Raw genomic sequence first — 25298 nt, 5'->3', positions numbered from 1 at the left:
GGTTGTCCAGCAATTCGCGGGTGTAGTCGTGCTGCGGATCGGTCAGGACCTGCTCGGCCGGGCCTGCTTCGACGATGCGGCCCTGGTACATCACGGCGACGAAATCGCTGACATACCGGACGACCGCGAGGTTGTGCGAAATGAAGAGCATCGAAAGGCCCAGCCGCCGTTGCAGGTCGCGGACCAGATTGAGCACCGCGCCCTGCACGGAGACGTCGAGCGCGGAGGTGATCTCGTCGGCGATCAACGCCTGGGGGTCGCCCGCGAGCGCACGCGCCAGCGCGATCCGCTGCCGCTGCCCGCCGGAGAACTGGGCCGGGAGGTGCCCGGCCCGGCCGGGGTCGAGCCCGACGAGGTCGAGCAGCCTGGCCACCTCGGCCGGTTTACCGGGTGCCCGGCGCGGCATCGCCTCGGCGATCGCGTCACCGATGCGCATCCGGGGATTCAGTGAGGAGAACGGGTCCTGGAACACCATGCGCACCGGCTGCGGCCTGGGCAAGTCACGCACGTCGACGCCGTCGAGCAGCACCCGGCCTTCGCTGGGCGTGACGAGCCCGACGGCGGTCCGCGAGAGCGTCGACTTACCCGAACCCGACTCGCCGACCAGGCCGACGACCTGTCCGGAAGGGACGGTCAGGCTGACTTCGTCGACCACGGCCAGCTCGCCGTAGCGCACGCTGACCGCCTCGAACTTCAGCTCACTCATGCCGATCCTCCCGCCGCCGCCGTTTCACAGACCGGTGTTTCCACTTCGTGCGGATGCCAGCAGGCGACGCGGTGCCCGTCCCCGGTGAGCACCGGATCCTCGGTACGGCAACGATCGCTCGCCATCGGACAGCGTTCGGCGAACGCGCAGCCGGCGGGCATCCGGTCCGGCTCCGGCGGACGGCCGGGGATCACGAGCAGCGGGGCGTCTCGATCTGTCGTCAAGTCGACAGTGGTGGCCAGCAGCGCCCGCGTGTACGGATGCCGCGCGTCGCGCAGGTCTGCGGTCGGGAGGTCCTCGACGATCCGTCCGGCGTACATCACCAGCACCCGTTCGCAGGTCTGCGACACCACCGCGATGTCATGGCTGATCAGCAGGATCGCCGCCCCCTCCGCACGACGGGTGCGGGTGAGCAGCGCCAGCACCTCGCGCTGGACGGTGACGTCGAGCGCGGTGGTCGGCTCGTCGGCCACGATCAGCTTCGGCTCACCCATCAGGCCCATGGCGATCATCGCCCGCTGGCGCATGCCGCCGGAGAACTCGTGCGGGAACTGCCGTGACCGCCGCGCGGCGTCCGGAATCCGCACCGCGGCCAGCCGGTCGGCCGCCCGCTCGAGCGCGTCCTTGCGCGAAAGTCCTTGGTGCTGCTGGGAAACCTCGGCCAGCTGCCAGCCGATCCGCCTGGTCGGGTTGAACGACGACATCGGGTCCTGGAACACCATCGCCAGCGAGGTGCCGAGCACCCGGTCCGAAGTGGACTCCAGCGGCGCGCCGTCGAACTCGAGCCGATCGGCGGTCACCTCGGCTGGCGCTTCGAGCAGACGGGACACCGCCAGCGCCGTCAGGCTCTTGCCGGAGCCCGACTCGCCGACCACACCCACCGCTTCCCCAGCACCCACCGCGAAGCTCACGCCGCGCACCGGAACCGTCCAGCCGCCCTGTCCGGGAAAAGCCACCCGCAGGTTCTCGACCACGAGCACCGGGTTCTCCCCCGCCACAACCGCGGGGGCCGGCGCGTGCGGCTCCGGCGGCTTGCCCGCTTTGCGCTTCGAGGTCGGCGTGCGCAGCCCGACCACCGCGGCCACGGTCTCACCCGCGAGGTTGAACGCCAGCCCGGCCAGCACGACCGCCGCGCCGGGCGCGAGCGCGGCCGCCGGGTTCACGTAGACGCCGTCGAGGCCCTCGCGCAGCAGCCTGCCCCAGTCGTAGTCCGGCGCCTGCACGCCGATGCCGAGGAAGGACAGCCCGGAGAACGCGAGCAACGCCGACCCGGCGCCGATGGTCGCGTTCACGACCAGCGGCTCGGCGATGTTCGGCAACACGTGCCTGGTCAGCAGCCGCAGCCTGCCGACCCCGGAAACCCTTGCCGCCGCGACGAAATCCCGTCCGGCGACACTCGCGGAGAGGGTCTGCACGAGCCTGGCGAACGCGGGCGCCATGGCGAAGGCGATGGCGAGGACCGCGCCCTCCGTGCCGACGCCGATGATCGCCGCGAGTGACAGCGCGAGCAGCAGGCCGGGAAAGGCCACCGCGATGTTGACCGCCGCGACCAGCAGCCTGGCGAGCCGTCGCGGCAGCACGGTCGGCACCGTGCCGAGCACGATACCGACCACCAGCCCGATCGCCGTGGCGAGCAGCGCGAGTTCGGCGGAGAGCCGGGTCGCCACCAGCGTGCGATACAAGATGTCGCGGCCGAGCGCGTCGGTGCCGAACGGGTGGGCCGCTGACGGCGACTGGGCGATCGCGTCGGTGTCGACCACCGCGGCCGCGTCACCCCAGATGATCGGCGCGAACACCGCCAGCGCCACCATGGCCACCAGCAGCACCGCCGCGCAGGCGCCGACGGGGGTCCGCGCCGCGTTCCGGAGCCGGTTCATCTCAAGCCTCCCGAATCGTCGAACGCGGGTCGAGCAGCGCGAGCAGCACGTCGACCAGCAGGTTCACCAGCAGCACGCCCGCTCCGTAGACGAGCACGATCCCCTGCACCAGCGGATAGTCCTTGCCGACGATCGAAGCGACGATCGTCGAACCCAGGCCCGGCCAGGCGAACACGTTCTCCACCAGCACCGTCCCGGCGACCATGCCGGTCAGCATGAGCCCGCCGAGCGTCAGCGACGCGGTCAGCGCGTTGGGCAGCGCGTGCCGCGCGTAGATCTTCCAAGCAGGCAAGCGCTTGGCGCGCGCCGTGCGGACGAAGTCGTTGTCCAGCACGGAAAGCACCTCGACCCTGACGATCCGCGAGAGCACGGCCGCCGGTGCGATGGCCAGCGCCAGCACCGGCAGCACGAACGACGCGGCGTCCGCGCTGCCCGCGACCGGGAACCAGCCGAAGCCGACCGCGAACACCGCGACCAGCCCGACCGCCAGCAGGAACTCCGGGATCGCCGCCACCACGACGGTCACCGAGGTGAACCCCAGCTCACCCGCCCGGCGGCGGCCGCCGCGGGTCAGCACCGCGAACAGCACGCCGAGCGGCACCGCCACCACCACGACCACCGCGAACGCCAGCACCGCCAGCTGCAAGGTCGCGGGCAGCCGGTCACCGATCACGTCGGCGACCGGCTGACCACTGGCCATCGAGGTGCCGAACTCACCGGTGACCAGCCCGCGCAGGTAACGCACGTACTGCAGCCACAACGGATCGTCGAGCCCGAGTGCCGCGCGCCGCGCCGCGATCAGCTCGGCGGGCGCGCCCATGCCGAGCGACGCGCGGACCGGGTCACCCGGCACCAGGTGGATCATCGCGAACGCGGCGGTGGCCAGCACCCACAGCGAGACGGCGAACCGGCCGAGGCGCCTGGCGGCGAAGCCCGGCCACGGGTTCACCCGTGCGCCGGGCAGTACCGCCGTGGTCACTAGTGCACCCTCTTCCGTGCGGGCCCTCCGATGGGGCTTGTGGTAGGAACTAGGCGGAAGCCGGGGTGACGGCCCGTAGTGGTCGCCCTTCGTGGGCCTTCATGACACTGCCGCCCCCGGCTTCCCCGGAACCGCGAAGCGATGACAAAGGGACGCGCCATCGAGCGCCGGTTAGTGACCACTCTGCCGTCGGTTCCCTCGCCTCCGCCTGGCTCCTGCCCTGGACTGCACGCAGGAAGGCGACATAGTTGCCGCAGCATGACGGGCCGTTGTTCTATGCCGGGATCGACTGGGCCGCGGTCGAACACGCCGTGTGCGTACTCGACCGAGACGGCCGCAAGGTCGCCGCGTTCACCATCGAGCACACCGCCGCCGGGTTCAACCGGCTGGCCGTTCGGCTGAGCAAGCTCGCCCCGCCCGAGCGGACGCCGGTCGCGATCGAACGCCCGGACGGCCGACTGGTTGACGCGCTGCTGGCCGCCGGGCACCCGGTGCTGCCGGTCAAACCGAACGCGATCAAAACCTGGCGTGAAGCCGAAGTCCTTTCCGGCGCGAAATCCGACCCCGGCGACGCCCACGTGATCGCCGACTACCTGCGCGTGCGTTTCCACCGGCTGCGCCCCGCCGCACCATTGTCCAGTCATACCAAGGCATTGCGCGCCCTGGTCCGCAGCCGCGGTGATCTCGTCGATGCCCGGGTCGCGGCGGTCAACCAGCTCGCCGCTCTGCTGGACGCCCAGTGGCCCGGCGCCAAAGCCATCTTCGCCAACATCGAGTCCGCGATCGCCCTGGCGTTCCTCACCGCCTACCCCACCGCCGCCTCGGCCACGTCCCTGACCGAGAAACGACTGGCCACGTTCTGCGCGAAACAAGGCTACTCGGGCAGGAAAACCGCCGCGGTCCTGCTTGCCCGGCTGCGCGCCGCTCCTGCCGGAACCAACGACCCCGTCGTGTCCGAGAGCATCCGTGACGCCGTCCTCGCCCAGGTCGGCGTCCTGACCGCACTGAACACCGCGATCAAGAACCTGGACCGCTCCATCACCGAGAAGATGGACACCCACCCCGACAGCGAAGTCTTCCAGTCCTTCCCCCGCCGCACCATCAACGCCGCCCAGATCCTCGCCGAATGGGGCGACGCCCGCGAAGCGTTCGACCACCCCGACGCCATCGCCGCGCTCGCCGGAATCACCCCAGTCACCAAGGCATCCGGCAAGCAACGCGGCGTCAGCTTCCGGTGGGCCTGCAACAAAAGACTGCGCCTGGCAATCACGACCTTCGCCGCGAACAGCCGCTTCTCCAGCCCCTGGGCAGCCGACATCTACGACCGGGCGCGAGCCTCGGGCAAAGACCACCCCCACGCCACCCGCATCCTCGCACGAGCCTGGATCCGCGTGATGTGGCGCTGCTGGCAAAACAGCACACCCTACGACCCCACCCTGCACGCAGGCGCCCAGCAACACACCCACCAGCAGGCCGCAGCCTGATTCTGATCCTGAGGTTGACACAAGGGGTGTCATGAGGCGAGCATCCGGATCGAGGACGGGGTGATGCTCGACTGGCTGATCGTGAACTTCGCGCCGCTGCCGAAGAACGGGACGACGGAGTTGGTGTACGGCACCACGTCGACCTTCTTGAACAGCGCGGTTTCGGCGGCCAGCCAGTTCGGGCAACCCGCCTCACCCGGCATCGCCGCGGCCTCGGCGACCAGGCGTTCGTACTCGGCGTTCTTGATGTGCGCGAAGTTGGTCCCGTCCGGCGCCGACGGCCCGGACATGAACGGCACCGCCTGGCTCGGCAGGACGAGCCCGATCGGGCCGAGCGAGACCTCCCATTCCCCGGTGCCGAACAGCACCGCCGAAAGCCCTGGACTGTCGACGGCCTTGAGTGTCACGTCGGCGCCGATCGCCTTCCACGCCTGCTGGGCCAGCTCGGCGGTCGAGGCCATGGTCGGGCCGAGCTGCGTTCCATAAAGGACGGTCATGGCGAGCTTCTTCCCGCCCTTGGCCCTGATCCCGTCCGGACCTGGCTTCCAGCCCGCTCCATCCAAAGTGGACTTGGCGGCCGCCTGGTCGAACGCGGGCAGGTTGCCCTTGATCGAGTCGCCGGCGCAGACATTGGGCTCATTGGTGACCAGGCCCTGCGACGGCTTACCACTGCCCGCGGTGAGCACCTTGGCGAGCTGCGGGAGGTCGAGCGCCTGGGTCAGCGCGCGGCGCACGGCCTCGTCACTGCCCGGCCTGCCCTCGGCCTGGTTGTAGAAGATCTCGCCGAGCGCCGCGACGAAGTCGCCGTGGAAGAGCTTGCGCGCCTCCAGCCGCTGGCGGTCGGGGCCCGGCATGGCCGCGGCGTTGAGCTCACCGGAGAGCAGCAGGTTGGCCGCCGTGGTGAGGTTCGAGATCACCCGGAGGTTCACCTTGTCCGGCAGCCCGGGTTCGGCCTTCCACTGGCCGGGGCCCCAGGTGTACTCCTTGCGCCGGGTCAGCGTGTAGTGGTCGTTCGGCACGACCTCGGTCATCGCGAACATGCCCGTGCCGCTCTCGCCCTTCGCGAGCAGCTTGCGGTCTTTCAGGCCCTTGTCGCACACGATCGGCAGGCCGCCGACGTTGCGGAGCAGGAAGGCGTCCCGCGCGCCGCTGGTGACCACGACCGTACGGGTCGCTTCGTCGGCTGTCGCCTTGGTGCCGGAAGCGAGCTGGATGCCGAGCAGCGGCGACTTGTTCGCCGGGTCGCCGACGAAGCCGATGTTCGCGGCGACCGTGGCGGCGGTCAGCGGCGAGCCGTCGGAACAGGTGATGCCGGGGCGCAGGGTGAACGACGCGGTGGTGGTCGTCGCCTCCCACTTCTCGGCGAGACCGGGGATCGGCTTCCCGTCGGTGTCGACGTCGATCAAGGTGTCGTAGAGGAACCTGGCGACCTGGTTGGTCACCGAGAGCACGGTCATGTGCGGGTCGAGGTTGCCGGGGTCGGAGCCGATGCCGAAGCTGAACGTCTTGCCGTCCACCGGTTTCTGGTTCGCGGGGTCACCGGAACCGGTCCCGCAGGCGCTGGCGCCCGCGAGCGCCACCACCGCGGCCAGCGCGGCGCAGGTACGGATCATCGGGAAGCTCCGATCAGGTGATCGACGGCGAGGCGGGCGGCCTTGCCGATGGAGGCGTCGACCGCGGGCAGGCGGAACGCGAGCGAGTCGGCGCGGGTGAACACGGCGACCGCGAACCGCCGTCCGTCCGGATAGGACACGACGCCGGCTTCGTTGCGGACGGCGGGCAGCGTGCCGGTCTTCGCGGCGACCGTGATCCCGTCTTCGAAACCGGACGAGAGCCGGTGCGGCCAGACCTGCTTGGCCATGATCGAGCGGACCCGCTCGCACGCCTCGGGTTCGGCGGCCTTGTCGGTCCAGATGGCTTCCAGCAGCTGGGCGATTTCCCTTGGTGTGGACGAAATCGTGCGCTCGGGGTCGAGGATCGAGAGCTTCCAGATCTGCTCGGGGGTGGCGGCCATGAGCACCGCCTCTTCGTCGGCGTTCTCGTCCGCGCCGAGGTCGGCGAGCATCGACTTGCCCAGGTCCTCGCAGCAGCCGTCGATCCTGGTCCGGCCGAGCCCGAGGTCCGCGAGCACCTGGTCGACGGCTTCCTGCCCGACGCGGTGGAACACGACGTCGGTCGCCGCGTTGTCGCTGATGGTCAGCATGAGCAGCGCCAGGTCACGCCAGCTCATCTCGACGTCGTCGGCGCAGCCCGCGGTCCCGATGCCGCCGATGCGGTACCGCGAGCCGACCTTGGTGCGCTCGGTCTCGTCGAGGCGTCCGGCGACGACCTCCCTGGCGTAGGCGACGCCGACCGCGATCTTGAACACGGACGCCAGCACGACCTGGTCGTCGCCACCGACGGAGACTTCGACGTCACCGCCGATCTCCTTGGCGTACAGGAAACCTTGCGCGCCCGCGTCGGCGAAGACCTGCTTGATCCCGGATTCGACGCTCATGCGTTCACCCGCCGGACGCCGCGGACGGCGTGCAGGAGCAGCGCACGGCCGTCGCCGTCGTCGCCGATGAAGGAATGCGGGACGTAGATGCCCTGCACCGGCTTCAGCGGGATCAGCGTGTCCTCGCCGAACGCGACCAGCTCGATCTTGCCCGGCACGAGCAGGTCCGCGAAGACGCCCTTGGGCGACTTCTCCATCCAGATCCGGCCGTCCTCGTCCTGGCTGATCACGGTCCGTTCGACCGATGAGGTGTACTCGCCGACGAACCGGCTCGCGTCGACACGCGGGGCGGCGGCGTCGGGCACCGGCAACGGGGGCACCTCGACACCGGCCAGTTCGGCCAGCGCCTTGCCGAGGATCTTTTCGGCGACCGCCATCACGTTGCCGCCGTTGGTCAGTACGACGACCGCGACGTCCTTGCCCGGCACGATGCGCAGGAACGAGCTTTGGCCGATCGTGCCGCCGTCGTGGCCCGGCACCGGGCCGCCCGGCCAGTCGTAGAGCGTCCAGCCGAGTCCCCAGGTGTCGCCGACCAGCCCGGTCTTCGGCACCTGGATCTGGGCTTCCCGCATCGCGCGGGCACTTTCCGCACTCAGCACGCGGGTGCCGTTCTGACCTTCGCCGTCCCTCAGATGCATGGCGGCGAAGGCGATCAGGTCGCGCGGGCGCATGGCGAGCATCGACCCGGCAGGCGCGTTCGAGGGCGCCAGCACCGAGGCGGGCGCGAGTTCGGGTTCGGCGTCCGGGTCGGTCTGGACGTGGCCGTGCGCGGCTCGGAAGCGGATCGCCTCGTAGGGGCTGGGCGCCACGTGGGTGAGGCCGAGCGGGGTGAAGAGGTGATCGCGCAAGCAGTCCGCGAACGGCTTCTCCCGCAGGACTTCGATCAGCCTGCCGAGCACGCAGAAGCCGGCGTTGTTGTAGGAGAACAGCTCCCCCGGCGCGAACAGCTGCGGCACGTCGCCGAAGCTGTCGACGAGCTTCTCGACGGCGTCGTCGCCGCGGCCGGTGTCGGTGAAGATGTCGCCCTCGAAGCCCGCGGTGTGGCTGAGCAGCTGACGCGTGGTGACGCGAGCGGCGGCGTCTTCGTCCTGGAGCTTGAAGTTCGGCAGGTAGGTGCGGACGGGTACGTCGAGGTCCAGCTTGCCCTCGTCCACGAGCTGCATGGCGAGCGTGGTCGTCCACACCTTGGTGATGGAGCCGATCTGGAACACCGAGTCGGTGGTCGTCTCGACACCGGTCTCGCGGTTGAGCACGCCGGCCGCGGCCTCGACCAGCTCGCCGCCGGCGTAGACCGCGACCGCGGCGCCGGGCACCTTGTTCTCGGCGAGCAGTCCGGGCAGCCGGTTTTCCAGCCAGGCACCGATTTCTTGCAGTTTCGACACTGGGGTTCTCCTTGGTCAGGCGGAGCTTGTCAGGCAGAGCGCAGCAGGCCGACGGCGTGCGCGGCGGCGAATCCGATGAACGCGTCGCGCTCCGGCACCCTGGCTCGGGCGTCGACGGCGCGGGTGAAGACGCCGACCGCGTACCGGCCGCCATCGGGATACTCGACGACGCCGACCTCGTTGCGTACCAAGGGAAGCGTGCCGGTCTTGCCACTGGTCTTGATCGCGTCGTCCGGGAAGCCGGAGCGCAGCCGGTGCGGCCAGACCTGCAGCCCGAGCCAGCGCCGGACGTCCGCGCACGCCCGCGGCGGCGCCGCCTCGTCACGCCAGATCAGGCTCAGCAGCTTGGTGATCTCCTCCGGCGTGGTGCCGCGGTTCTGTTTCGGGTCCAGGGCGCGGAGCTCGAGCAACCGCTCGACAGGCAGCTTCGCGAGCAGTAGTTCGTCGTCGAGATACGGCTCGCCGAGGTCCTCTCCGATGGTGGCGAGCAGGTCGGCGCAGTCACTGGTGACGACCGTGTTGGGCAGATCGAGGGTTTCGAGCAGCGCGGCGACCTTCGGGATGCCGACCTTGGCGAGGATCAGGTCGGTCGCGACGTTGTCGCTGATGCCGATCATGAGCACCGCGAGATCCGCCCACGACATGGTGACCTCGTGCTGGAACGTCGCCAGGCCGTACGGGCTCGGCGTCGGATGCCCCGGCGGCACGGTCACGGGCTCGGCGAGGTCGAGTTCACCCTCGGCGGCCTGGCGCGCGAGTTCCAGCGCGACCGGCACCTTGAACACCGACGCGGTCACCACCGGCTCGCTCTCGCCGATCCCGATCCGGCCGGGCCCGTCGACCTCCTCGGCGTGTAGCCACACCTGGACACCCACTTCTTCCGCGCGGGCCAGTATCTCTCGCATTGACACTCCTTTGTGGACTTACCGGAAGGTGAACTGGCCCGCGTGCTGCGGCACCCAGAAGGCGACGACCGCGGTGAGCACGGTGGTGACGATGAGGAACCCGAACGCGGCGGTGAACGAGAAGTGGTCGGCCAGCAACCCCATGACCACCGGCGCGACCGCACCGGCCACCTGCCCGCCGAAGTTCATGATCCCGGCGCCCAGCCCGGCCAGGGCGGGCGGCAGAACCCTGAGCGGGAGCCCGAAAACGGCCATGGTCGCCATGCTCGACACCCCCACGGCGAGCGTCTCGTACACGGTGAACTCGACGGTCCCGCTCGCGTTGACCATCAACGCCAGCAGCCCGGCGGTCACCAGCGACACCACCGCCAGATACCAGCGCGCCCGGTCGTGGAAGTACTTGTCGAACAGCCAGCCGCCGAGAATGGTGGTCCCGATCCCGACCAGCATGGGGATCGCCGCGTACACGCCGGTCTGATCCAGCGGCAGGTGCCGCACCTCGACCAGGTAACTCGGCACCCAGGTGACCAGCCCGTAGGCGAGCATGTTGCTCACGCAGAACAGCAGCGCGAACTTCCAGATCACCGGGGACCTGAGCACCTGCTTACGCGAGATCCCTTGCGGCGATTGGGTTTCCTTGCGGTTCTCACTGAGCCTCGCAGGCAGTGGCTTCGGCAGAAGCGCCCACACCGCGACACCCAGTATCACGCCGCAGGCCGCGATCCACACGAACGTGTGCCGCCACCCGACCGCCAGCAGCAACGGCCCGACGATCAGCGGAGCGATACCCGCGCCGACCCCACCGGCCGCCATCATCACCCCGGTCGTGGTCGCCCGGTTCTCCGGCGTCGTCCGTTCGGAGATCGCCTTGATCGAAGCCGCCGGAAAACATCCCTGGCACACCCCGAACAACCCGCGAATCACCAACAGCATCCCGAAAGTGCCCGCCATTCCCGAAAACGCGGTGAAGACGGACCACATGACCAAGGTGACCAGCATCGGCCCCCGCGACCCGAACCGGTCCGCGAGATACCCGGCAGGAATCTGGCAAATCATGTAAACGAGCGCGAAAACCGTGATCAGCCAGCCCTGTTCGGTCTTGCCGACCCCGAATTCCCGCCCGATCAACGGCAACGCCATGCTGATCGAGAACCGGTCCACGTAGTCCACCGACCAGGCGAACAGCATGACCACCATGGTCAGCAACGCGGTCCGGTTGACCCGCTTGGCCGTCCACAGCTCGGCTGTGTCCTTTGTGTCCCCGGCTGCGTCTTCCGCTGTGTTTCCCGCTGTGTTCTCCGCTCGGACCGGCGTCATCGGCGGCACCTCCATCCGGATTCCTTGCGGCGCAAGGCGTGGCGTTCAGTCTGAACATCCGGTGAAGGTCAGGGTTCGTACGAGCACACGAACCCTCGGTGCATTTTCCGGCCGTGCGCACTAGTCCCGATGACCGGGACCATGCACTCGGCCTGGGCGAACCCGAGTTGTATGAAGACTCCCCTCATACAGCCCACCTGTATGAGGGCTCCCTTCATACGCACCCGTTGTATGAAGGCTCCCTTCATACAGGGCCCGGAGCAGTCGCTAAGTCTCGTCTGCCCCGGGCAGGGGTTCCGCCCCGGCTTGGGGAAGCAGGCGCAGCTGGAGCATCGCGGCGAACCGCTGCCCTGGGTCGTCCAGGTCGATCTCCCCGACCTCGGCCAGCCGCCGCAGCCGGTACCGGAACGTGTTCGGGTGCACGAAAGCCATCGCCGACGCCGTCACCACATCCCCGAAGGCATCCAGCCAGCACCGCAGCGTGTGCACGAGCTGCGACTGATGCCGCGCGTCGTAATCCAGCAGCCGCGCGACCGGGCCCGCCGCGACATCTCCGCGCGCGGCCGCCAAATCAGCGAGCTCCAGCATCAACGCGTCGACGTGGACGTCCTCGACCGTCGCCACCCGGCGCGACCCGCCATTGGTCAGCAGCACTCGCAGAGCGCGGTCGGCCCCGTCGCGGGACCGCCGCAGTCCCGGGCCGTCGGGGGCCAGCGGGCCGATGCCGATCGCGGCCGTCACGCGGCGGCCGGTCCGTTCCAGGAACGTCGAAGCGAGGCGGACGGAGCGTTCGCGGCAGTCGGTCACCGGCATCGGGACGATGGCGTACGCGACGTCCCCGACCAGCGCGACCGCGGACCGCGGCTGGACCGCGCTCAGGTGCATGGCGAGCGCGTCCGCGATCCGCTGGCGGTCGGCGACGCGGCGGACGTCGTCGTCGCCGATTCCGGCCAGGCCCATCGCGAGCACGATCGCGGGCTGGCCGAGCAGGCCGAGACGGGCGATCGCCTCGGGCGCCGCGGTTCCGCCTTCCAGCGCGGTGCCGACCAGCTCGGCGCGCAGCCTGCGCTCGACGTCGGCGCCGGCGCGCATGCGCAGCATGTGCAACGCGACGAGCTTGCCCGCATCGATCATTGCCTGAGTGCGCAGCTCGCTCAGCGGTCCCGGGACCGCGGCCCAGATCGAGCCGAGTATCTCGTCGCCCGCGCGGACCGCGAGCGCGACGCGGGGCACCGCCATCTCGAAGTCCTGCTCGTCCGGGTCGACGTAGACCGGCTCCAGTCCCCGGTACAGCCGGTCGAACACCCCGGTGCGCTCCAAGCCCCGGGTGTACAGCTCGGGAACTTGGCGGCCGAGGATCGTCTCGATCCGGCCTTCGTCGGCCTCCTCCTGGCGGCCGGAGAAGGCGAGCACGCGGGACGACGGGTCCTCGATGGTGACGGGCGCGTCGAGGAGTGACGCGATGGCGTTGGCCAGCGCGAACAAGTCACCGGACGGGATGCCGCCGAGTGTCTGGGTGTCGCCGCCGACGTCGCCCTCGGCCAGCAGGGTGCGCAACAGGGCCGCGAGCTGAGCCCACGACGCGCCGTTCGCGAGGCCGAGCAGTGCGACGCCTGACCTTTCGGCGGCCCGGCGCACCTCCGCCACAGGCTCGAACGGGAGGCGGATGACCAGCGCGGCGGCGCCTTTCGTGCCGCAGGCGCGCAGGATTTCCGTCACCTCCTCGGGTGAGCGGACGCCGACGCCGAGCACGATCGCGCGGGCGGGGAACTCCGAGGTGTCCAGCGGGTCGTGGATCACCACGCCGCCGACGCTCGCGGACCCGCGCACCCCCGCGACAGGCTCCAGCAGCACGTCCCCGAGGTCCTCGAGGACGCGCGCCAGGCTGGTGTGGATCTTTCCCGGCACCGGTGTCAGCACCATCCGAACGTAAACGCCGCCACATCGGACCCGAGTGGTCCGATCCGACGAAATCTAACACCGGATTCGTCGGACGCTACGAACTCAGCCACTTCTTTCGGGTGGTCACCTCGGCGAGACGCTCCGGGATCGGTGAGACGCCCAAGCCGGGCCCGGTCGGCACCGCGAGGTGGCCCTCGTCGAGCACGAACGGCTCGGTGATGTCCTGGCGGTAGAAGCGCTCGGACGCCGAGGTGTCGCCCGGCATGGTGAAGCCGGGCAGCGAGGCGAGCGCGACGTTGGCCGCGCGGCCCAGCCCGGTCTCGATCATCCCGCCGCACCAGACCGGGATGCCGTTCGCCGCGCAGACGTCGTGCACCCGCTTGGCCTCCAGGTAGCCGCCGACCCGGCTGGGCTTGATGTTGACCACCCGGCAGGCGCCGAGCCGGATCGCGTCGGCCGCCGAGCGGGCGTCCACAACGGACTCGTCGAGGCAGATCGGGGTGCGGATGTGCTTGGCCAGCTCGGCGTGGCCGTGCACGTCCTCCTCTTCGAGCGGCTGTTCCAGCAGCAGCAGGTTGAACGGGTCAAGCTTGGCCAGCTGCGCGGCGTCGGCGAGCGTGTACGCGGTGTTCGCGTCGACCTGCAACAGGATGTCGTCACCGAAACGCTCACGGACCGCGCGCACCGGCTCGACGTCCCAGCCAGGCTCGATCTTCAGCTTGATACGGAGGTACCCGGCGTCGAGATAGCCGCCGACGACGTCGAGCAGCTGCGGGATCGAGTCCATGATCCCGACCGAGACGCCACACGGCACGCGGTCCTTTGTAGACCCCAGCGCGGCGCCGAAGGACAGGTCGTGCGCGCGCAGTTCCGCGTCGAGCACGGCCATTTCCAGCACGCTCTTGGCCATCCGGTGGCCCTTGAACTTGGCGAGCAGCGGCGCGACCTTGTTCGCGGTGAGCTCACCGGCGCCCAGCAGCGCGGGCACCAGGAAGTGTTCGAGCACGTGCTCGACGCCGTCGGTGTACTCCGACGAGTAGACCGGCGCGCCCATCGCGCCGCACTCGCCCCAGCCCTCCCCCGACGGCGTCACCGCGCGCAGCAGCAGGATGTCCCGCGCGTCCTGCGAGCCGAACGAGGTACGGAACGGCGCCACCAAAGGCATGCTGACGCGCAGTACTTCCACACCGGACAGTTTCACGACTGCTCCTTCGAGACCACGTACCAGCCGGCACGATCGAATCCGACGACCTTGGCGCCGTCCGCCATCAGGCCGTGCAACACCTCACGCAGCGCCACGCGCCACGCGCTCCCCAGCGCCGGGTCGGCCCGCCGCACCGCCTCGATGTCCGCGGGCACCCCGGCGAGCACCAGCGGCGCGTCGGACGGGGTGAGCACCGGGCGGCCGTCCGCGTCGGCCAGCAGCACCGCTTCACCGGCGGGCAGCACCTGACGGGGCTCGCCGGACGCCGCCGCGCGCACCGGCTCGGACAGCAGGTCCCAGGTGACCATCAGCCGGTCGGTGTCACCGGTCCCGTTGATGGTGTCGCGCATCTTGCCGTAGAAGTTCGGCAGGTAGACGGCCGGATCGGCGGCGAGCTTGGTCAGGTTGAAGTAGGCGTTGCGCCGGATCAGCGGATCGAACGTCCACGAGATCGAGTCGACGCCCTGCCCCAGCGCCCAGGCCCGCTGGTGCAGCTTGAGCGCGAATCCGAGCCCCCGGCCCATTCCCTTCGACGAAACACCCGCGATGTGGCTGTGCAGCGCGCTTTTCGCCGGGCTGCCGAAGAACCCGAAGCAGGCACCGAGCAGTTCGCCGTTGTCGAAGGCGCCCGAAACGTAGTTGCCCGACGCGACCATGGCGCGCAGGAGTTCCGGGGTCACCGGCCCGGCGCCGGGCTCCTCCCGCTGCCAGATCGACTCGAACAACCCGCACACGGCGGCCAGCTCGGGCACCTCGGACAGCGCGCGGACGGTCACTCCCGAAGCGGCGGCCGCGGTGTCCGCCGCCTGCTCCGGCGCGTTCATCACAAGTTCGGTCACCTGACCATCCTTTCCAGAAGCGCCGGGCAAGTCACCGTTGTGCCGCACCAGAATCACCGGCCGAGTTCGTCGCCGCGTACGGATTCCCCTGAGCCAGCACGGTTTTCACCAGCTCGGTGAGCAACGCGGTCCGGCGCGGCAGCTCCTCGACGAGCACGTGCTCGTGGTCGGCGTGCGCGCCACCGCCGACGGCGCCGAGCCCGTCGAGCGTCGGAATCCCCATTCCTGCGGTGAAATTACCGTCCGACGCACCGCCGACCGCGGCCGAAGTGAGTGGTGCCAAGCCCAATTCCTTCGCCAGTACGCAGGCCAGGTCGAACAACGCCTGCGACGACTCGGTTTCCAGCGGCGCCCGGTTGATCCCACCGACGATCCGGACCTGAGTGCCGTCGAGCACCGGCCGCAGTTCCCTGATCGCGGCGTCGACCCGCTCCTGCTCGGCCTTGTCCCACGCGCGGACGTCGACCGACACGCGCGCGGCCGCCGGGACGGTGTTCATGGTCGTGCCCGCGGTCAACGCGGTCGGCACGACGGTCGTGCCCCGCTCGGCGTTTCCGAGCTGGGACACGGCGAGGATCTGGTGCGCGATCTCGATGCCGGCGTTGCGGCCCTTCTCCGGTTCGAGCCCGGCGTGCGCGGCGCGCCCGTCGACCTCGATCCAGTACAGGGAAGTGCCTTTGCGATGGCATTTCAGCGCGCCTCCGTCCGCGGAGGCTTCCAGCACGAAAACGGCTTCGCAGCCCCACGCCTCCTCTTCGATGAGCGCGCGGGACGTCGGCGAGCCGACCTCCTCGTCACCGGTGATGAGGATCGACAGGCCGGAGCGGTCGGGTTGCGCCGCGGCGGCGTGCAACGCCATCACGACCCCGGCCTTCATGTCGAAACAGCCGGGCCCGCGCAGCACGCCGTCGGTCACGTCGAACGGATGCGTTTCGAGCGCACCGACCGGCCACACCGTGTCGTGGTGCCCGAGCAGCAGGACCCGCGGGTCGCCGCCGAACCGCCAGCGCAGATGCGTGACGCCATCGGTGACGATGCGCTCCGGCTCGACGCCCAGCAGCCGCCGTCCGAGCGCGGCCACGACGTCGGCGCTGCGCGCGACGGCCGCGTGGTCCGACGACGGCGACTCGCACCGCACCAAGGTCTCGATGTCTTCGAGCATGCTCATCGCGGCTCACCCCGCAGCGCGCTGCCCGTGTACGAGTCGGTGAGCATTTCTCCTTGGGAGATAACGGGAACTCCGCCGACGAACAGGTGCTGCACGCCCGTGGACGGTCGCGTCGAGTCGGTGTAGGTGGCGGTGTCGGTGATCTTCGCGGGGTCGAGCACGACGAGGTCCGCGTCCGCGCCGACGTCGAGCCGCCCCTTGCCCCGTGCGGCGGGCGCCACGTCGTCGAGTACCCGCGCGGGCAGGTAGGAACAGCGGCGGAACGCCTCCAGCCACGTCCACGCGCCGGTTTCGCGCACCATCAAGCGCAACGCCTTCGAGAACGTCCCTGCCGTGCGCGGATGCGTTGTCCCGCCTGGCGGCAGCGGCCATTTGGTGCTTTCCTGGCTGCCGTCCGGCCAGAAGACCGGCATCGCGTCGCTGGCGACGATCGCGTCCGGGTACGCCAAAGCCTGGCGCAGCATCCCGTTCTCGCGTGGATCACGTTCGTCGAGGAACTCGAGGATGCACGGCGCGCCTGGGTCGGCACGACGCAACTCAAGCAAGCGCGCCTCGTCCGCGATGCGCTCGCCGGATTCGAGCATGAGCACGCTCGACGCGCGAAGTCCCTTCATCCGCAACCGTTCCGGCTCCAGGAACGCGGCGCCGATCGCGGTGCTACCCGCGCCGTACGGATAAGCCTCGACGGTCACCCGCGAGCCCTCGCGGCGCGCGCGGTCCAGCGATTTCAGCACACGCTCGACGTGATGCCCCGAGGTGCTGTTGACGTGACAGTGGTGCATCGCGGCGCCGGTCTCGCCCGCGGCGGCGATGATCTCCTCCGACCCGTCGACGGGCGTCGCGGGGTCGACCTCGATCAGCTCGCGCACGTGGGTGAACGTCGGCGCGCCCGCCCGCGCGGCGAGTCGCGCGACCGCGAGGAACTCCGCGGGCTCGGACAGCGGCGCGTAGCCCATCAGAATCCCGATGCCCAGCGCGCCCGCGGCGAGTTCACCCTCCAAAAGGGACAGCCACTCGGCAAGCTCCTTGGGAGACGAAGACCGTTGCCACTGCGGGTTTCCGAGGATGTCGAGCCCGCTGTCGATCTGCGCGTCCGGCATGATCCCGGCCAGCACCTGCCCCCGCGCCGCGCCCCAGGACGCGGAGAACCCGTAGTTCAACGGCCTGCCCGCCGCGGCGGCCTCGGCGTAGGCGCGCTCGATCGGCATCAGCCCCGCCTCGAGGTCGAGCGCCGTCGTCACCCCGTCCATCGCCTGCAGCCGCTGACCGGCGATCGAGTGCACGTGGCTGTGCAGGTCCACGAAACCCGGCCCGACCACCAGCCCGCTGACATCGATGACAACGGTCCCCGGCGGCCCGGTCAGCCCGGTGCCGACCGCGGCCACCTTGCCGCCTTCGATCAGCACATCGGCCACGCCGTCGAAGCCGGTGGCCGGGTCGAGGACCCGGCCACCACGCAGAAGTGTCCCCATTCCCCGTCTCCTCACGACACCGGACGGGGATCGGCACCCCGCCCGCAGTCGAACCTAGGTGGCGGGCGGGCGGCACCGTTCGTCCGCGCGGACGAACCAGGACGCACCTGTCCGTACGCGCGGACGAACCCCTCACGAGCGCTTGGCGGCGGCCCGCACGTCGTGGAGGTGGATCACGATGTCGAACGACTTGGCCAGCTTGACGTCTTCGAGCGGGACCGGGTACTGGGTGCCGATGGACTTGGTCGGGTGGGGCGCGTCCAGCCAGGCCCGCGCCCGCGCGGACGCGGTGCGGACGTCGAGGTAGAAGTCCTCGTAGCCGACCCGGTCGAGGGTGGCCTCCGCTGTGTCCGGCGCGGCGGCGCCCACCGTGAACTTCTCCCAGTCGCCGCCGCCGACCGCCTGGTTCGTCGACAGGAACGAGCCGCGGTCGAAGGTGAAGCCGATGGGGAGATAGTCCTTGCCGAAGGCGGTACGCAGGAACGACCCCTGCGTCTCCGGATGCACCGGGTAGTCGCTCGACAGGTAGGCGACGTGGTTGTTGTGCGCCGAAACCAGGACCTTGCCGCCGAACCGCCGCTGCCACCACTCGACGTTCTGCGCCATCACGCGGTCGCGCAGCCGCATGAACTCCGGCAGCGTGGCCTTGTCTTCCGGGTCGATGGTGAGGAATTCGGCCGTCTGGGCGATGAAGCGCGCGTTCTGCTCGACCGATGCGTCGCGCATACCGCTGATCAGCTCGAGTGCTTGCCTCGCCTTGCCCGCGAGCTGCCGCCGTTCCGCGACCGGCTTGCGCACGTACGTGAACGCGTCCAGCGGGCGCAGTCCGGCGTAAAGCTCGGTCAGCTTCGGCAGCGCTTCCGGATGCTCGCGGCGCACGAATCCGGTGATCCGCTCGAAGAATTCGTCGTCCACCGCGGGCGCGCCGACGTCGTCGCCGACGAAGTGCACGGTGCGGCCGGGGTGAGCCTGGTTGTACGCGCGCATCCACTTCAGCAGGCTCACGAATTCCTCGCGGTCCCAAGGGCTGCCCGCCAGGTTCTTGGCGGCGACCTCACGGACGTCGCCCACCCCCGTCTGGAGGTACTCGTCGATCTTCAGCCCGGCCGACCAGCTCATCTCCAGCGCGAAGGCGGTGAACCCCTTGTGCTCGACCAGGTACCGGAACACCCGCTCCTTCATGGCGAAGAACTCGTGCGAGCCGTGCGTCGCCTCGCCGAGCCCGACCACCTTCGCCTCGCCGATCATCTCGCCCAGCGCACGGAGATCGCCGGTGAACCGGCCAGGTTCGGTCGACCACAATGGATGGGCCATTTGCTCTAGCGCCTGGACGGGATCGCGCTGCCGATCGGCCGGTGCCGCCTGCGCGGCCGCGGGCGCGAGCAGTGACGCCGCCAGTACCGCCGCGAGGACTTTTCTCCGTGTGTGTGCCATGAAACGATCATCGCGAACCGGGCACGGCGGCGCGGTGGCCTCAGCAGCCGCGCCGATACGGGTGCAGGCCCCACCGGCCAGAGTGGACAGAATTTATCCGAAGTGCCCGAATAGCGCTGTTGCGGACATTTGTCGCACATTCATCGACTCATCGCCGAAACGCAATGAGTTCAATACGTTCGTCGGTTGTTCACCGCGTGCCAACACCGGATTCTTGTTCGCGGTTCGTTGTAACACCCTTTCACCTCTATTGATCACAGGCCCGGCACCCCGGGTCCGGATCACCCTGCCCGGAGGAGAACCACCGTGAAATTGAGACGTCCTGGCGTACTCGCCGCGGCCGGCGTGCTGGCGGCAGCCATCGCGACGACTTCGGCGGCACAGGCAGCCCAGCCACCCGCAGCGGCCCAAACGGCCGACGCGATGGCACTGTCCGCCGCACAGAGCCTGGTCGCGGCGAAACCCGCCGCGCTCCATGCCGGCACCGATGATGTTTTCGTCCAGCACAACGTGATCTCCTCCACCAACGGACTGAAGTACATCCCCTACGAGCGGACCTACAAGGGTCTTCCGGTCGTCGGCGGCGACTTCGTGGTGGCGACGAACTCGACCGGTCAGGTCGTGGGCACCTCGGTCGCCCAGGACGTGGCCATCAACCTGCCGACCACCACGCCGAAGCTGACCGCCGCGCAGGCCGAGGCCGTCGCGCGCAAGCAGCTGTCCACTGTGGACAATGTGGCCGGCGCGCAGCTCGTCACCTACGCGCTCGGCAGCTCCCCCGCGCTCGCCTGGAAGAGCACGGTCGTCGGCAAGGACGCCGAAGGCCCCAGCAAGCTCGACGTCGTGGTCGACGCCGCCACCGGCGCCGTGCTGCACACCCAGGAACACGTCATGAACGGTGACGGCAACAGCGCCTACAACGGCCCCGCCGTGCACCTCGACACCACGCACTCGGGTAGCACCTACTCGATGAAAGACCCGGCGATCGCCAACACCAGCTGCCAGGACGCCGCGAACAACACCACGTTCAGCGGACCGGACGACGCCTGGGGCAACGGCAATGCCACCAGCCGCGAGACCGGCTGCGTCGACGCGCTGTTCGCCGCGCAGACCGAGAACAAGATGCTCTCGCAGTGGCTCGGCCGCAACGGCTTCAACGGCAACGGCGGCGGCTGGCCGATCCGCGTCGGCCTGAACGACCTCAACGCCTACTACGACGGCAGCCAGATCCAGATCGGGCACAACCAGTCCAACCAGTGGATCGGCTCGCTCGACGTCGTCGCCCACGAGCACGGCCACGGCATCGACGACAACACCCCCGGCGGCATCTCCGGCGCGGGCACCCAGGAGTTCGTCGCCGACGTCTTCGGCACCTCGACCGAGTGGTTCGCCAACGAGTCGTCGCCCTACGACGTGCCGGACTTCCTGATCGGCGAGACGATCAACCTCGTCGGCTCCGGCCCGATCCGCAACATGTACAACCCGTCGGCGCTGGGCCACAAGAACTGCTACGACAGCCAGATCCCCAACACCGAGGTGCACGCGGCCGCGGGCCCCGGCAACCACTGGTTCTACCTGCTCGCCGAGGGCACCAACCCGACCAACGGCCAGCCGACCAGCACCACCTGCAACAACACCTCGATCACCGGTCTGGGTGTGCAGAGCGCGCTGAAGATCTTCTACAACGCGATGCTGATCAAGACCAGCGGCGCCTCGTACCTGAAGTACCGCACCTGGACGCTGACCGCGGCGAAGAACCTCTTCCCCGGCAGCTGCACCGAGTTCAACACCGTCAAGGCCGCGTGGGACGCCGTCAGCGTTCCGGCCCAGTCGGGTGACCCGACGTGCTCCGCCAACGGCACCGTCACCGTCTCGAACCCGGGCAACCAGTCCACCGTGACCGGCACCGCCGTCAACCTGCCCCTCTCGGCCAGCGGCGGCACCGCGCCGTACAGCTGGACCGCGACCGGGCTGCCCGCCGGCCTGTCGATCAACGCCTCGACCGGCACCATCTCGGGCACCGCGACCACCGCGGGCACCTCGAACGTCACGGTGACCGCCAAGGACGCGGCGAACAAGACCGGCACGGCCTCGTTCTCCTGGACCGTCGGCACCTCGAACCCGACCTGCAGCGGCCAGAAGCTGACCAACGGCGGCTTCGAATCCGGCAGCACCGGCTGGACCGCGAGCAGCGGCGTCATCGGCGCCAACGCTCCCGACCAGCCCGCGCACGGCGGCACCCAGAACGCCTGGATGGACGGCTACGGCCGTAGCCACACCGACACGCTCGCCCAGTCGGTCGCCATCCCGGCCGGTTGCCACGCGACGCTGACGTTCTACCTGCACATCGACACCAACGAGACGGGCAGCACGGTCTACGACAAGCTGACCGTCGCGGGCGGTTCGTCGACGCTGGCGAGCTACTCCAACGTCAACGCCGCCGCCGGGTACGTCCTCAAGACGATCGACGTCTCGTCGTTCGCCGGACAGACCCTCGCGCTGAAGTTCACCGCGGTGGAGGACGCTTCCCTCCAGACCTCGTTCGTCGTCGACGACGCGGCCGTGACCCTCAGCTGATCCCCGGTTAGCCGAAAAAGCCCGAAAGCCACTTTCGTCAGATCCCATCTGGCGAAAGTGGCTTTCGGGCTTTTACCAGCCTTCCTCGCCCAGACACGCAGGGCTCGGCCAAAGTCGCTGCGGCCGGCCGGACAAGTTGATCTACGCGAACGCCACTTTCGCAACGTTGGTCGTTGCGAACGCCTCGTTCACTACCTTCCGGACGCCCGGAAACCCGATCTTCAGTCGCCCGCGCCAGCGTAGTGGTCACGATGGGCGCGCCTGAACCACACAAAGGCCACCCTTGTAACGCTGAGCGTGACATGGGCCCCCTTCGTCACGTCTCAGACTCCAGCAAAACCGCGCGAAAAGGACATAGCGGACCACATTTCGCGCCTGGCGTCCATTGTGGACACGAAATCGGGTGTAGTTCACCAGCGAGACGACGTGAACGCCCCGTTCACAACGTTCAACGTCGCGAACGAGGCGTTCACGTCATCCCACCTGGCGCAGCGACCACAAGTGCCCGCCACATTTGCCCTTCCGGGCGTTATTGGCCGGAATGGCAAACGTGGCGGGCGAGGTCGTTGTGGGGGTCGTGAGTGTTCCGGCCGGTTCTAACCCAATGCCACGTAGCTTAAGTTGATCATAGCCTCTGACCTGCGGTTTTCTTGCGGCCAGCAATGCCTGCGGAAAACCTTCGTCGGCGACCGCTGAGTCCATCGTCGCTGGCCACGGCGGTTTCCATATGAAACTAGTTTTCATTTTCAAAATAAGCTACGTGGCATTGGGTTCTAACCGGTCCAAACACTCACGACCCCCTTGGGCTTTGGCTAGTTCTCAGCGACCCAGCGCTCGAACACCAGGTCCTCGGCCGCCCGCACCCCGACGCTGATCGCGCCGACCAGGACGCCGTCGGCGCCGAGTTCGCCCTCGACGACGGTCGGCTGGTACGGCGTCAGCGAGCGCAGCGAGCGTTCGACCGACTCGAGCAGCAGGTCACCGTCCGGACCCATCCGGCCCGCGAGCACGATCAGCTCCGGGTCGACGACCGCGGCCACGGACGCGACGGTGTACGCCAGCCGCTGGTGCAGCGGACGGTCCTCTTCGTGCGGCAGGTAGTTGATCTCGCCCGCCGCGCCGGTCGCGCCGCGGAAGACCCGGCCGTTGACCATCAGGCCGAGCCCGGCGTCGGCGCCGACGGTGAGGCACCCGAACACCGAGGTGCCCCGTGCCGCACCGCTCTCCCATTCGCCGACCGCGGCCAGGTTCGCGTCGTTCTCGACCAGCACCTCGGCGCCGAACGCGCCTTCGAGCTCATCGAGCAGGCCGGCGTGGTCCCAGCCCGGCAGGTTCGGCGAGTGCCGGAAGCAGCGGTTGACCGGGTCGACGACTCCCGGGGAGCCGATCACCCTGACCATGATCTCGGCGGGGGTGAGGCCGGCGTCGGCGATCGTGTCGGCCGCGATGCGGGCGACCACGGCCACCAGCTCGGTGCCGGTGAACGCCCGGTTCGGCTCGTCGCGGCGGGCGACGATCGTGCGGCCGAGGTCGGAGACGGCGGCGCGGACGTAGTTCTGCCCGACGTCGATGCCCAGCACGTAGCCCGCGCCGGGGTCGGCTTCGTAGAGCGGCGCCGTGCGCCCGGCGAGCGTGGTGATCGTCCCGGCCGACCGGACCAGCCCGGCCGCTTCGAGCGCCTTGAGGACGAACCCGACGGTCGGTTTGGACAGTCCCGTGTCGACCACCGCCTGTGGCCGGGTCGCGGGCCCGCTGCGGCGCAGGAAGTCCAGCACCGCACGCTGGTTCATGGCCCGCATCCAAGCGGGCGTGCTGGCAGTAGGACCGTGTACCTGGAGAACCACACATTCAGGACACCGCATTTACCTGCCGTTAACCACGAGGAACCACCGGCAGCTTCACCGGCAGTTTCGGGTCGACGGCTGAACAAAAGCAGATTTTGCCAGCTGGGCGGCGATCAGGGTTGCCGATTTTCGGTGAGGATCTCGGCGCCGGATTCGGTCACCGCAACGGTGTGCATGGCTTCGGCGGCGCGGCTTCCGTCGCTGGTGCGGACGGTCCAGCCGTCGGCGTCGGTCACGTGGTCGATGCCGCCCGCGGTGAGGATCGGGTGCACGGTGAAGGTCTGACCCGGCTCGAGTTCGAGCATGTGCGTGGGGTCGTCGTAGTTCAGCACCGGCAGCTTGTTGAGGAAGTCCCTGCCGATGCCGTGCCCGGTGAAGTCCCGGACGGCGCCATAGCCGCCGCGTCGCGCGGTCGCCTCGACCGCGCGGCCGATGACGCCGACCTGCCTGCCCGGCGCGATGGACCGGATGGCGCGGGTGAGCGCCACCTGCGCGTGCGCGATGAGGAGGTTGGCCGCCTCATTCGTTCGGCCGACCGGAAAGGTGCGCGCGAGTTTCACGAAGACGCTGTCGAGATAGACGCCGAGCGAGATGCCCACGATGTCGCCGTCGCGCAGTGGCTTGTCGTTCGGCATGCCGTTGACGACGACGTCGTTGACCGAGGCGCAGATCGCGCCGGGATAGCCGTTGAACCCGAGCAGCGACGGGTACGCGCCCTCGGCGTAGGTCAGCGTGCGCGCGAGCTCGTCGAGCCGCGCGGTGGTGACGCCCGGGTGGATCTCCCGGCTCAGCTCGTCCATGATCCGCGCCGCCGCGCCACCGGCGAGCCGCATCCGCCCGATCGTGTACTTGGTCTGCACCCACGGGAACTCGGGTTTCGGCTGCCCCTGCGTCCGGGTGTAGGGCGGTTTCCGGACTTCCGCCGGAGCCGGAGCCGGTTTCGGCGCCGCCCGCCGGCTGTTGCGCACGAACGGCAGCCCGCGCGCGAGGTTGACGCTCTGGAACTGCGGCAGCGGGAACCGGTCCGCGGCCAGCCTGGTGCGCACCTGCTCGTAGACCACGTCCATGGTGAGCGGGTCGGGGCCGTCCGGCAGCCCGTCACGCAGCACGCCGAGCAGCGCGCCGGTGAACGCGGTGTTGCGCAGCCCCGGCGGCGCGATCGCCACCTTGGTCGCGGGCGCCGCCGTCAACGTGACCGCGCCCCTGATGCCGAGCGCGGCCGTGACGGCCGACTGCGTGTCCGACATCGCCGCGATCGCCCGGCCGCTGTAGCAGCAGTCGAGGATGAGGATCTTGTTCTCGGCCGGGCTGTCCCGCATCGCGTTCTGGACGTCGTCGAGCGCCAGCGCGGTGTACTTGAGCAGCTCACGGTCGCCGGTGGTTTCGTTGAGCGCCAGGAAAAGGCTGCCGTCGTAGCCGAGCAGGCCGTGCCCGGAGAAGTAGATGAGCAACGTGTCCCGCGCCGCGGCCGCGGCCTGGCGCAGCGCCTTGATGACGTCGACCGGGCGTCGCGCGTCGAGCAGGGTCACGCAGTGCTCCGCCGGGAGTCCCCACCAGCGCGGATCGGTCAACACCCCGGCGAGATCGGGCAGGTTGTTCGCGACCGAAGGCAGCTCGGGCAGATCCGGCTCGGCGGCGTGCGAGGCCGTCCCGATCAGGCAGGCGCGCGACTTCAGCGGATCCGGCAACTCCCCCATGTCGCTCTTTTTAG

General features: G+C 69.4%; 17 protein-coding genes and 1 pseudogene. 2 read left to right on the top strand and 16 right to left on the bottom strand.

The features are described from left to right. Positions 1-7: 7 nt before the first annotated feature. The 3 genes and pseudogenes from AB5J62_RS10590 to AB5J62_RS10580 all read right to left on the bottom strand — a co-directional run. Positions 8-706, bottom strand: a pseudogene (locus tag AB5J62_RS10590) (ABC transporter ATP-binding protein); the annotation flags it as partial. Then, positions 703-2583 carry a dipeptide/oligopeptide/nickel ABC transporter permease/ATP-binding protein gene (locus tag AB5J62_RS10585; protein ID WP_370948018.1) on the bottom strand — a complete coding sequence of 627 codons (1881 nt, stop codon included), beginning with the start codon at positions 2581-2583 and terminating at the stop codon, positions 703-705. The gene AB5J62_RS10585 and the pseudogene AB5J62_RS10590, both read right to left, overlap by 4 nt. 1 nt (position 2584) lies before the next feature. Beyond that, positions 2585-3562 (bottom strand): ABC transporter permease, encoded by a 978-nt coding sequence (locus tag AB5J62_RS10580; RefSeq protein WP_370948017.1) that lies wholly within the window; start codon positions 3560-3562, stop codon positions 2585-2587. A 248-nt stretch (positions 3563-3810) separates the two neighbouring features. Between AB5J62_RS10580 and AB5J62_RS10575 the strand changes: the two genes are divergently transcribed. Beyond that, positions 3811-5046, top strand: coding sequence for an IS110 family transposase (locus AB5J62_RS10575; RefSeq protein ID WP_370948016.1), 1236 nt, complete (start codon positions 3811-3813; stop codon positions 5044-5046). 29 nt (positions 5047-5075) lie between these two features. Here AB5J62_RS10575 and AB5J62_RS10570 read toward each other — a convergent pair whose 3' ends face one another. The 11 genes from AB5J62_RS10570 to AB5J62_RS10520 form a co-directional block, all read right to left on the bottom strand. Continuing rightward, a complete protein-coding gene (locus AB5J62_RS10570; protein ID WP_370948014.1) occupies positions 5076-6659 on the bottom strand; it encodes an ABC transporter substrate-binding protein in 1584 nt (527 codons plus the stop codon). Further along, positions 6656-7543, bottom strand: a complete 888-nt coding sequence (locus AB5J62_RS10565; RefSeq protein WP_370948013.1) for a serine hydrolase — start codon at positions 7541-7543, stop codon at positions 6656-6658. The genes AB5J62_RS10570 and AB5J62_RS10565 overlap by 4 nt, the downstream gene beginning before the upstream one ends. After that, on the bottom strand, positions 7540-8925 hold the full coding sequence (locus AB5J62_RS10560) for a serine hydrolase domain-containing protein (RefSeq protein WP_370948012.1): 1386 nt from the start codon (positions 8923-8925) through the stop codon (positions 7540-7542). Before AB5J62_RS10560 ends, AB5J62_RS10565 begins: the two co-directional genes overlap by 4 nt. 29 nt (positions 8926-8954) lie before the next feature. After that, positions 8955-9830: a serine hydrolase gene (locus AB5J62_RS10555; protein WP_370948011.1), complete on the bottom strand. Its 876-nt coding sequence runs from the start codon at positions 9828-9830 to the stop codon at positions 8955-8957. Positions 9831-9848: 18 nt separating this feature from the next. Beyond that, a complete protein-coding gene (locus tag AB5J62_RS10550) occupies positions 9849-11147 on the bottom strand; it encodes an MFS transporter (RefSeq protein ID WP_370948009.1) in 1299 nt (432 codons plus the stop codon). Positions 11148-11414: 267 nt separating this feature from the next. Continuing rightward, entirely contained in the window at positions 11415-13070 is a 1656-nt protein-coding gene (locus AB5J62_RS10545; RefSeq protein WP_370948008.1) for a PucR family transcriptional regulator, read from the bottom strand. 73 nt (positions 13071-13143) lie between these two features. Further along, positions 13144-14250, bottom strand: a complete 1107-nt coding sequence (gene menC, locus AB5J62_RS10540) for an o-succinylbenzoate synthase (protein ID WP_370948007.1) — start codon at positions 14248-14250, stop codon at positions 13144-13146. After that, the gene (locus tag AB5J62_RS10535; RefSeq protein WP_370950228.1) at positions 14247-15077 is read right to left on the bottom strand and encodes a GNAT family N-acetyltransferase; all 831 of its coding nucleotides are present in this window, start codon (positions 15075-15077) and stop codon (positions 14247-14249) included. Before AB5J62_RS10535 ends, menC begins: the two co-directional genes overlap by 4 nt. A 46-nt stretch (positions 15078-15123) precedes the next feature. Continuing rightward, on the bottom strand, positions 15124-16254 hold the full coding sequence (locus AB5J62_RS10530; RefSeq protein ID WP_370950227.1) for a M20 family metallopeptidase: 1131 nt from the start codon (positions 16252-16254) through the stop codon (positions 15124-15126). 2 nt (positions 16255-16256) lie between these two features. After that, positions 16257-17732 (bottom strand): amidohydrolase family protein, encoded by a 1476-nt coding sequence (locus tag AB5J62_RS10525; RefSeq protein WP_370948006.1) that lies wholly within the window; start codon positions 17730-17732, stop codon positions 16257-16259. Between the two features lie 132 nt (positions 17733-17864). Continuing rightward, a complete protein-coding gene (locus AB5J62_RS10520; RefSeq protein WP_370948005.1) occupies positions 17865-19166 on the bottom strand; it encodes an erythromycin esterase family protein in 1302 nt (433 codons plus the stop codon). A 306-nt stretch (positions 19167-19472) separates the two neighbouring features. Between AB5J62_RS10520 and AB5J62_RS10515 the strand changes: the two genes are divergently transcribed. Next, positions 19473-21743, top strand: a complete 2271-nt coding sequence (locus AB5J62_RS10515) for a M4 family metallopeptidase (protein ID WP_370948003.1) — start codon at positions 19473-19475, stop codon at positions 21741-21743. Positions 21744-22555: 812 nt separating this feature from the next. On the opposite strand, the gene AB5J62_RS10510 is transcribed toward AB5J62_RS10515, so the two are convergent. Both AB5J62_RS10510 and map read right to left on the bottom strand, forming a co-directional pair. Next, positions 22556-23542 carry an ROK family protein gene (locus AB5J62_RS10510; protein ID WP_370948002.1) on the bottom strand — a complete coding sequence of 329 codons (987 nt, stop codon included), beginning with the start codon at positions 23540-23542 and terminating at the stop codon, positions 22556-22558. A gap of 158 nt (positions 23543-23700) precedes the next feature. Beyond that, positions 23701-25284: a type I methionyl aminopeptidase gene (gene map, locus AB5J62_RS10505; protein WP_370948001.1), complete on the bottom strand. Its 1584-nt coding sequence runs from the start codon at positions 25282-25284 to the stop codon at positions 23701-23703. Positions 25285-25298: the final 14 nt, after the last annotated feature.

The sequence above is a fragment of the Amycolatopsis sp. cg5 genome (assembly GCF_041346955.1).
Taxonomy (GTDB): domain Bacteria; phylum Actinomycetota; class Actinomycetes; order Mycobacteriales; family Pseudonocardiaceae; genus Amycolatopsis.
The sequence above is the reverse complement of the archived record's forward strand: the minus strand, read 5'-3'. Positions and strand labels throughout refer to the sequence as shown.

What these genes read in the sequence shown, in the direction of transcription:
- AB5J62_RS10585 (WP_370948018.1), bottom strand. Translation starts at nt 2,583, where the DNA reads ATGAACCGGCTCCGGAACGCGGCGCGGACCCCCGTCGGCGCCTGCGCG.
- AB5J62_RS10570 (WP_370948014.1), bottom strand. Translation starts at nt 6,659, where the DNA reads ATGATCCGTACCTGCGCCGCGCTGGCCGCGGTGGTGGCGCTCGCGGGC.
- AB5J62_RS10565 (WP_370948013.1), bottom strand. Translation starts at nt 7,543, where the DNA reads ATGAGCGTCGAATCCGGGATCAAGCAGGTCTTCGCCGACGCGGGCGCG.
- AB5J62_RS10555 (WP_370948011.1), bottom strand. Translation starts at nt 9,830, where the DNA reads ATGCGAGAGATACTGGCCCGCGCGGAAGAAGTGGGTGTCCAGGTGTGG.
- AB5J62_RS10550 (WP_370948009.1), bottom strand. Translation starts at nt 11,147, where the DNA reads ATGACGCCGGTCCGAGCGGAGAACACAGCGGGAAACACAGCGGAAGAC.
- AB5J62_RS10545 (WP_370948008.1), bottom strand. Translation starts at nt 13,070, where the DNA reads ATGGTGCTGACACCGGTGCCGGGAAAGATCCACACCAGCCTGGCGCGC.
- AB5J62_RS10535 (WP_370950228.1), bottom strand. Translation starts at nt 15,077, where the DNA reads ATGAACGCGCCGGAGCAGGCGGCGGACACCGCGGCCGCCGCTTCGGGA.
- AB5J62_RS10530 (WP_370950227.1), bottom strand. Translation starts at nt 16,254, where the DNA reads ATGCTCGAAGACATCGAGACCTTGGTGCGGTGCGAGTCGCCGTCGTCG.
- AB5J62_RS10525 (WP_370948006.1), bottom strand. Translation starts at nt 17,732, where the DNA reads ATGGGGACACTTCTGCGTGGTGGCCGGGTCCTCGACCCGGCCACCGGC.
- AB5J62_RS10520 (WP_370948005.1), bottom strand. Translation starts at nt 19,166, where the DNA reads ATGGCACACACACGGAGAAAAGTCCTCGCGGCGGTACTGGCGGCGTCA.
- AB5J62_RS10510 (WP_370948002.1), bottom strand. Translation starts at nt 23,542, where the DNA reads ATGCGGGCCATGAACCAGCGTGCGGTGCTGGACTTCCTGCGCCGCAGC.
- map (WP_370948001.1), bottom strand. Translation starts at nt 25,284, where the DNA reads ATGGGGGAGTTGCCGGATCCGCTGAAGTCGCGCGCCTGCCTGATCGGG.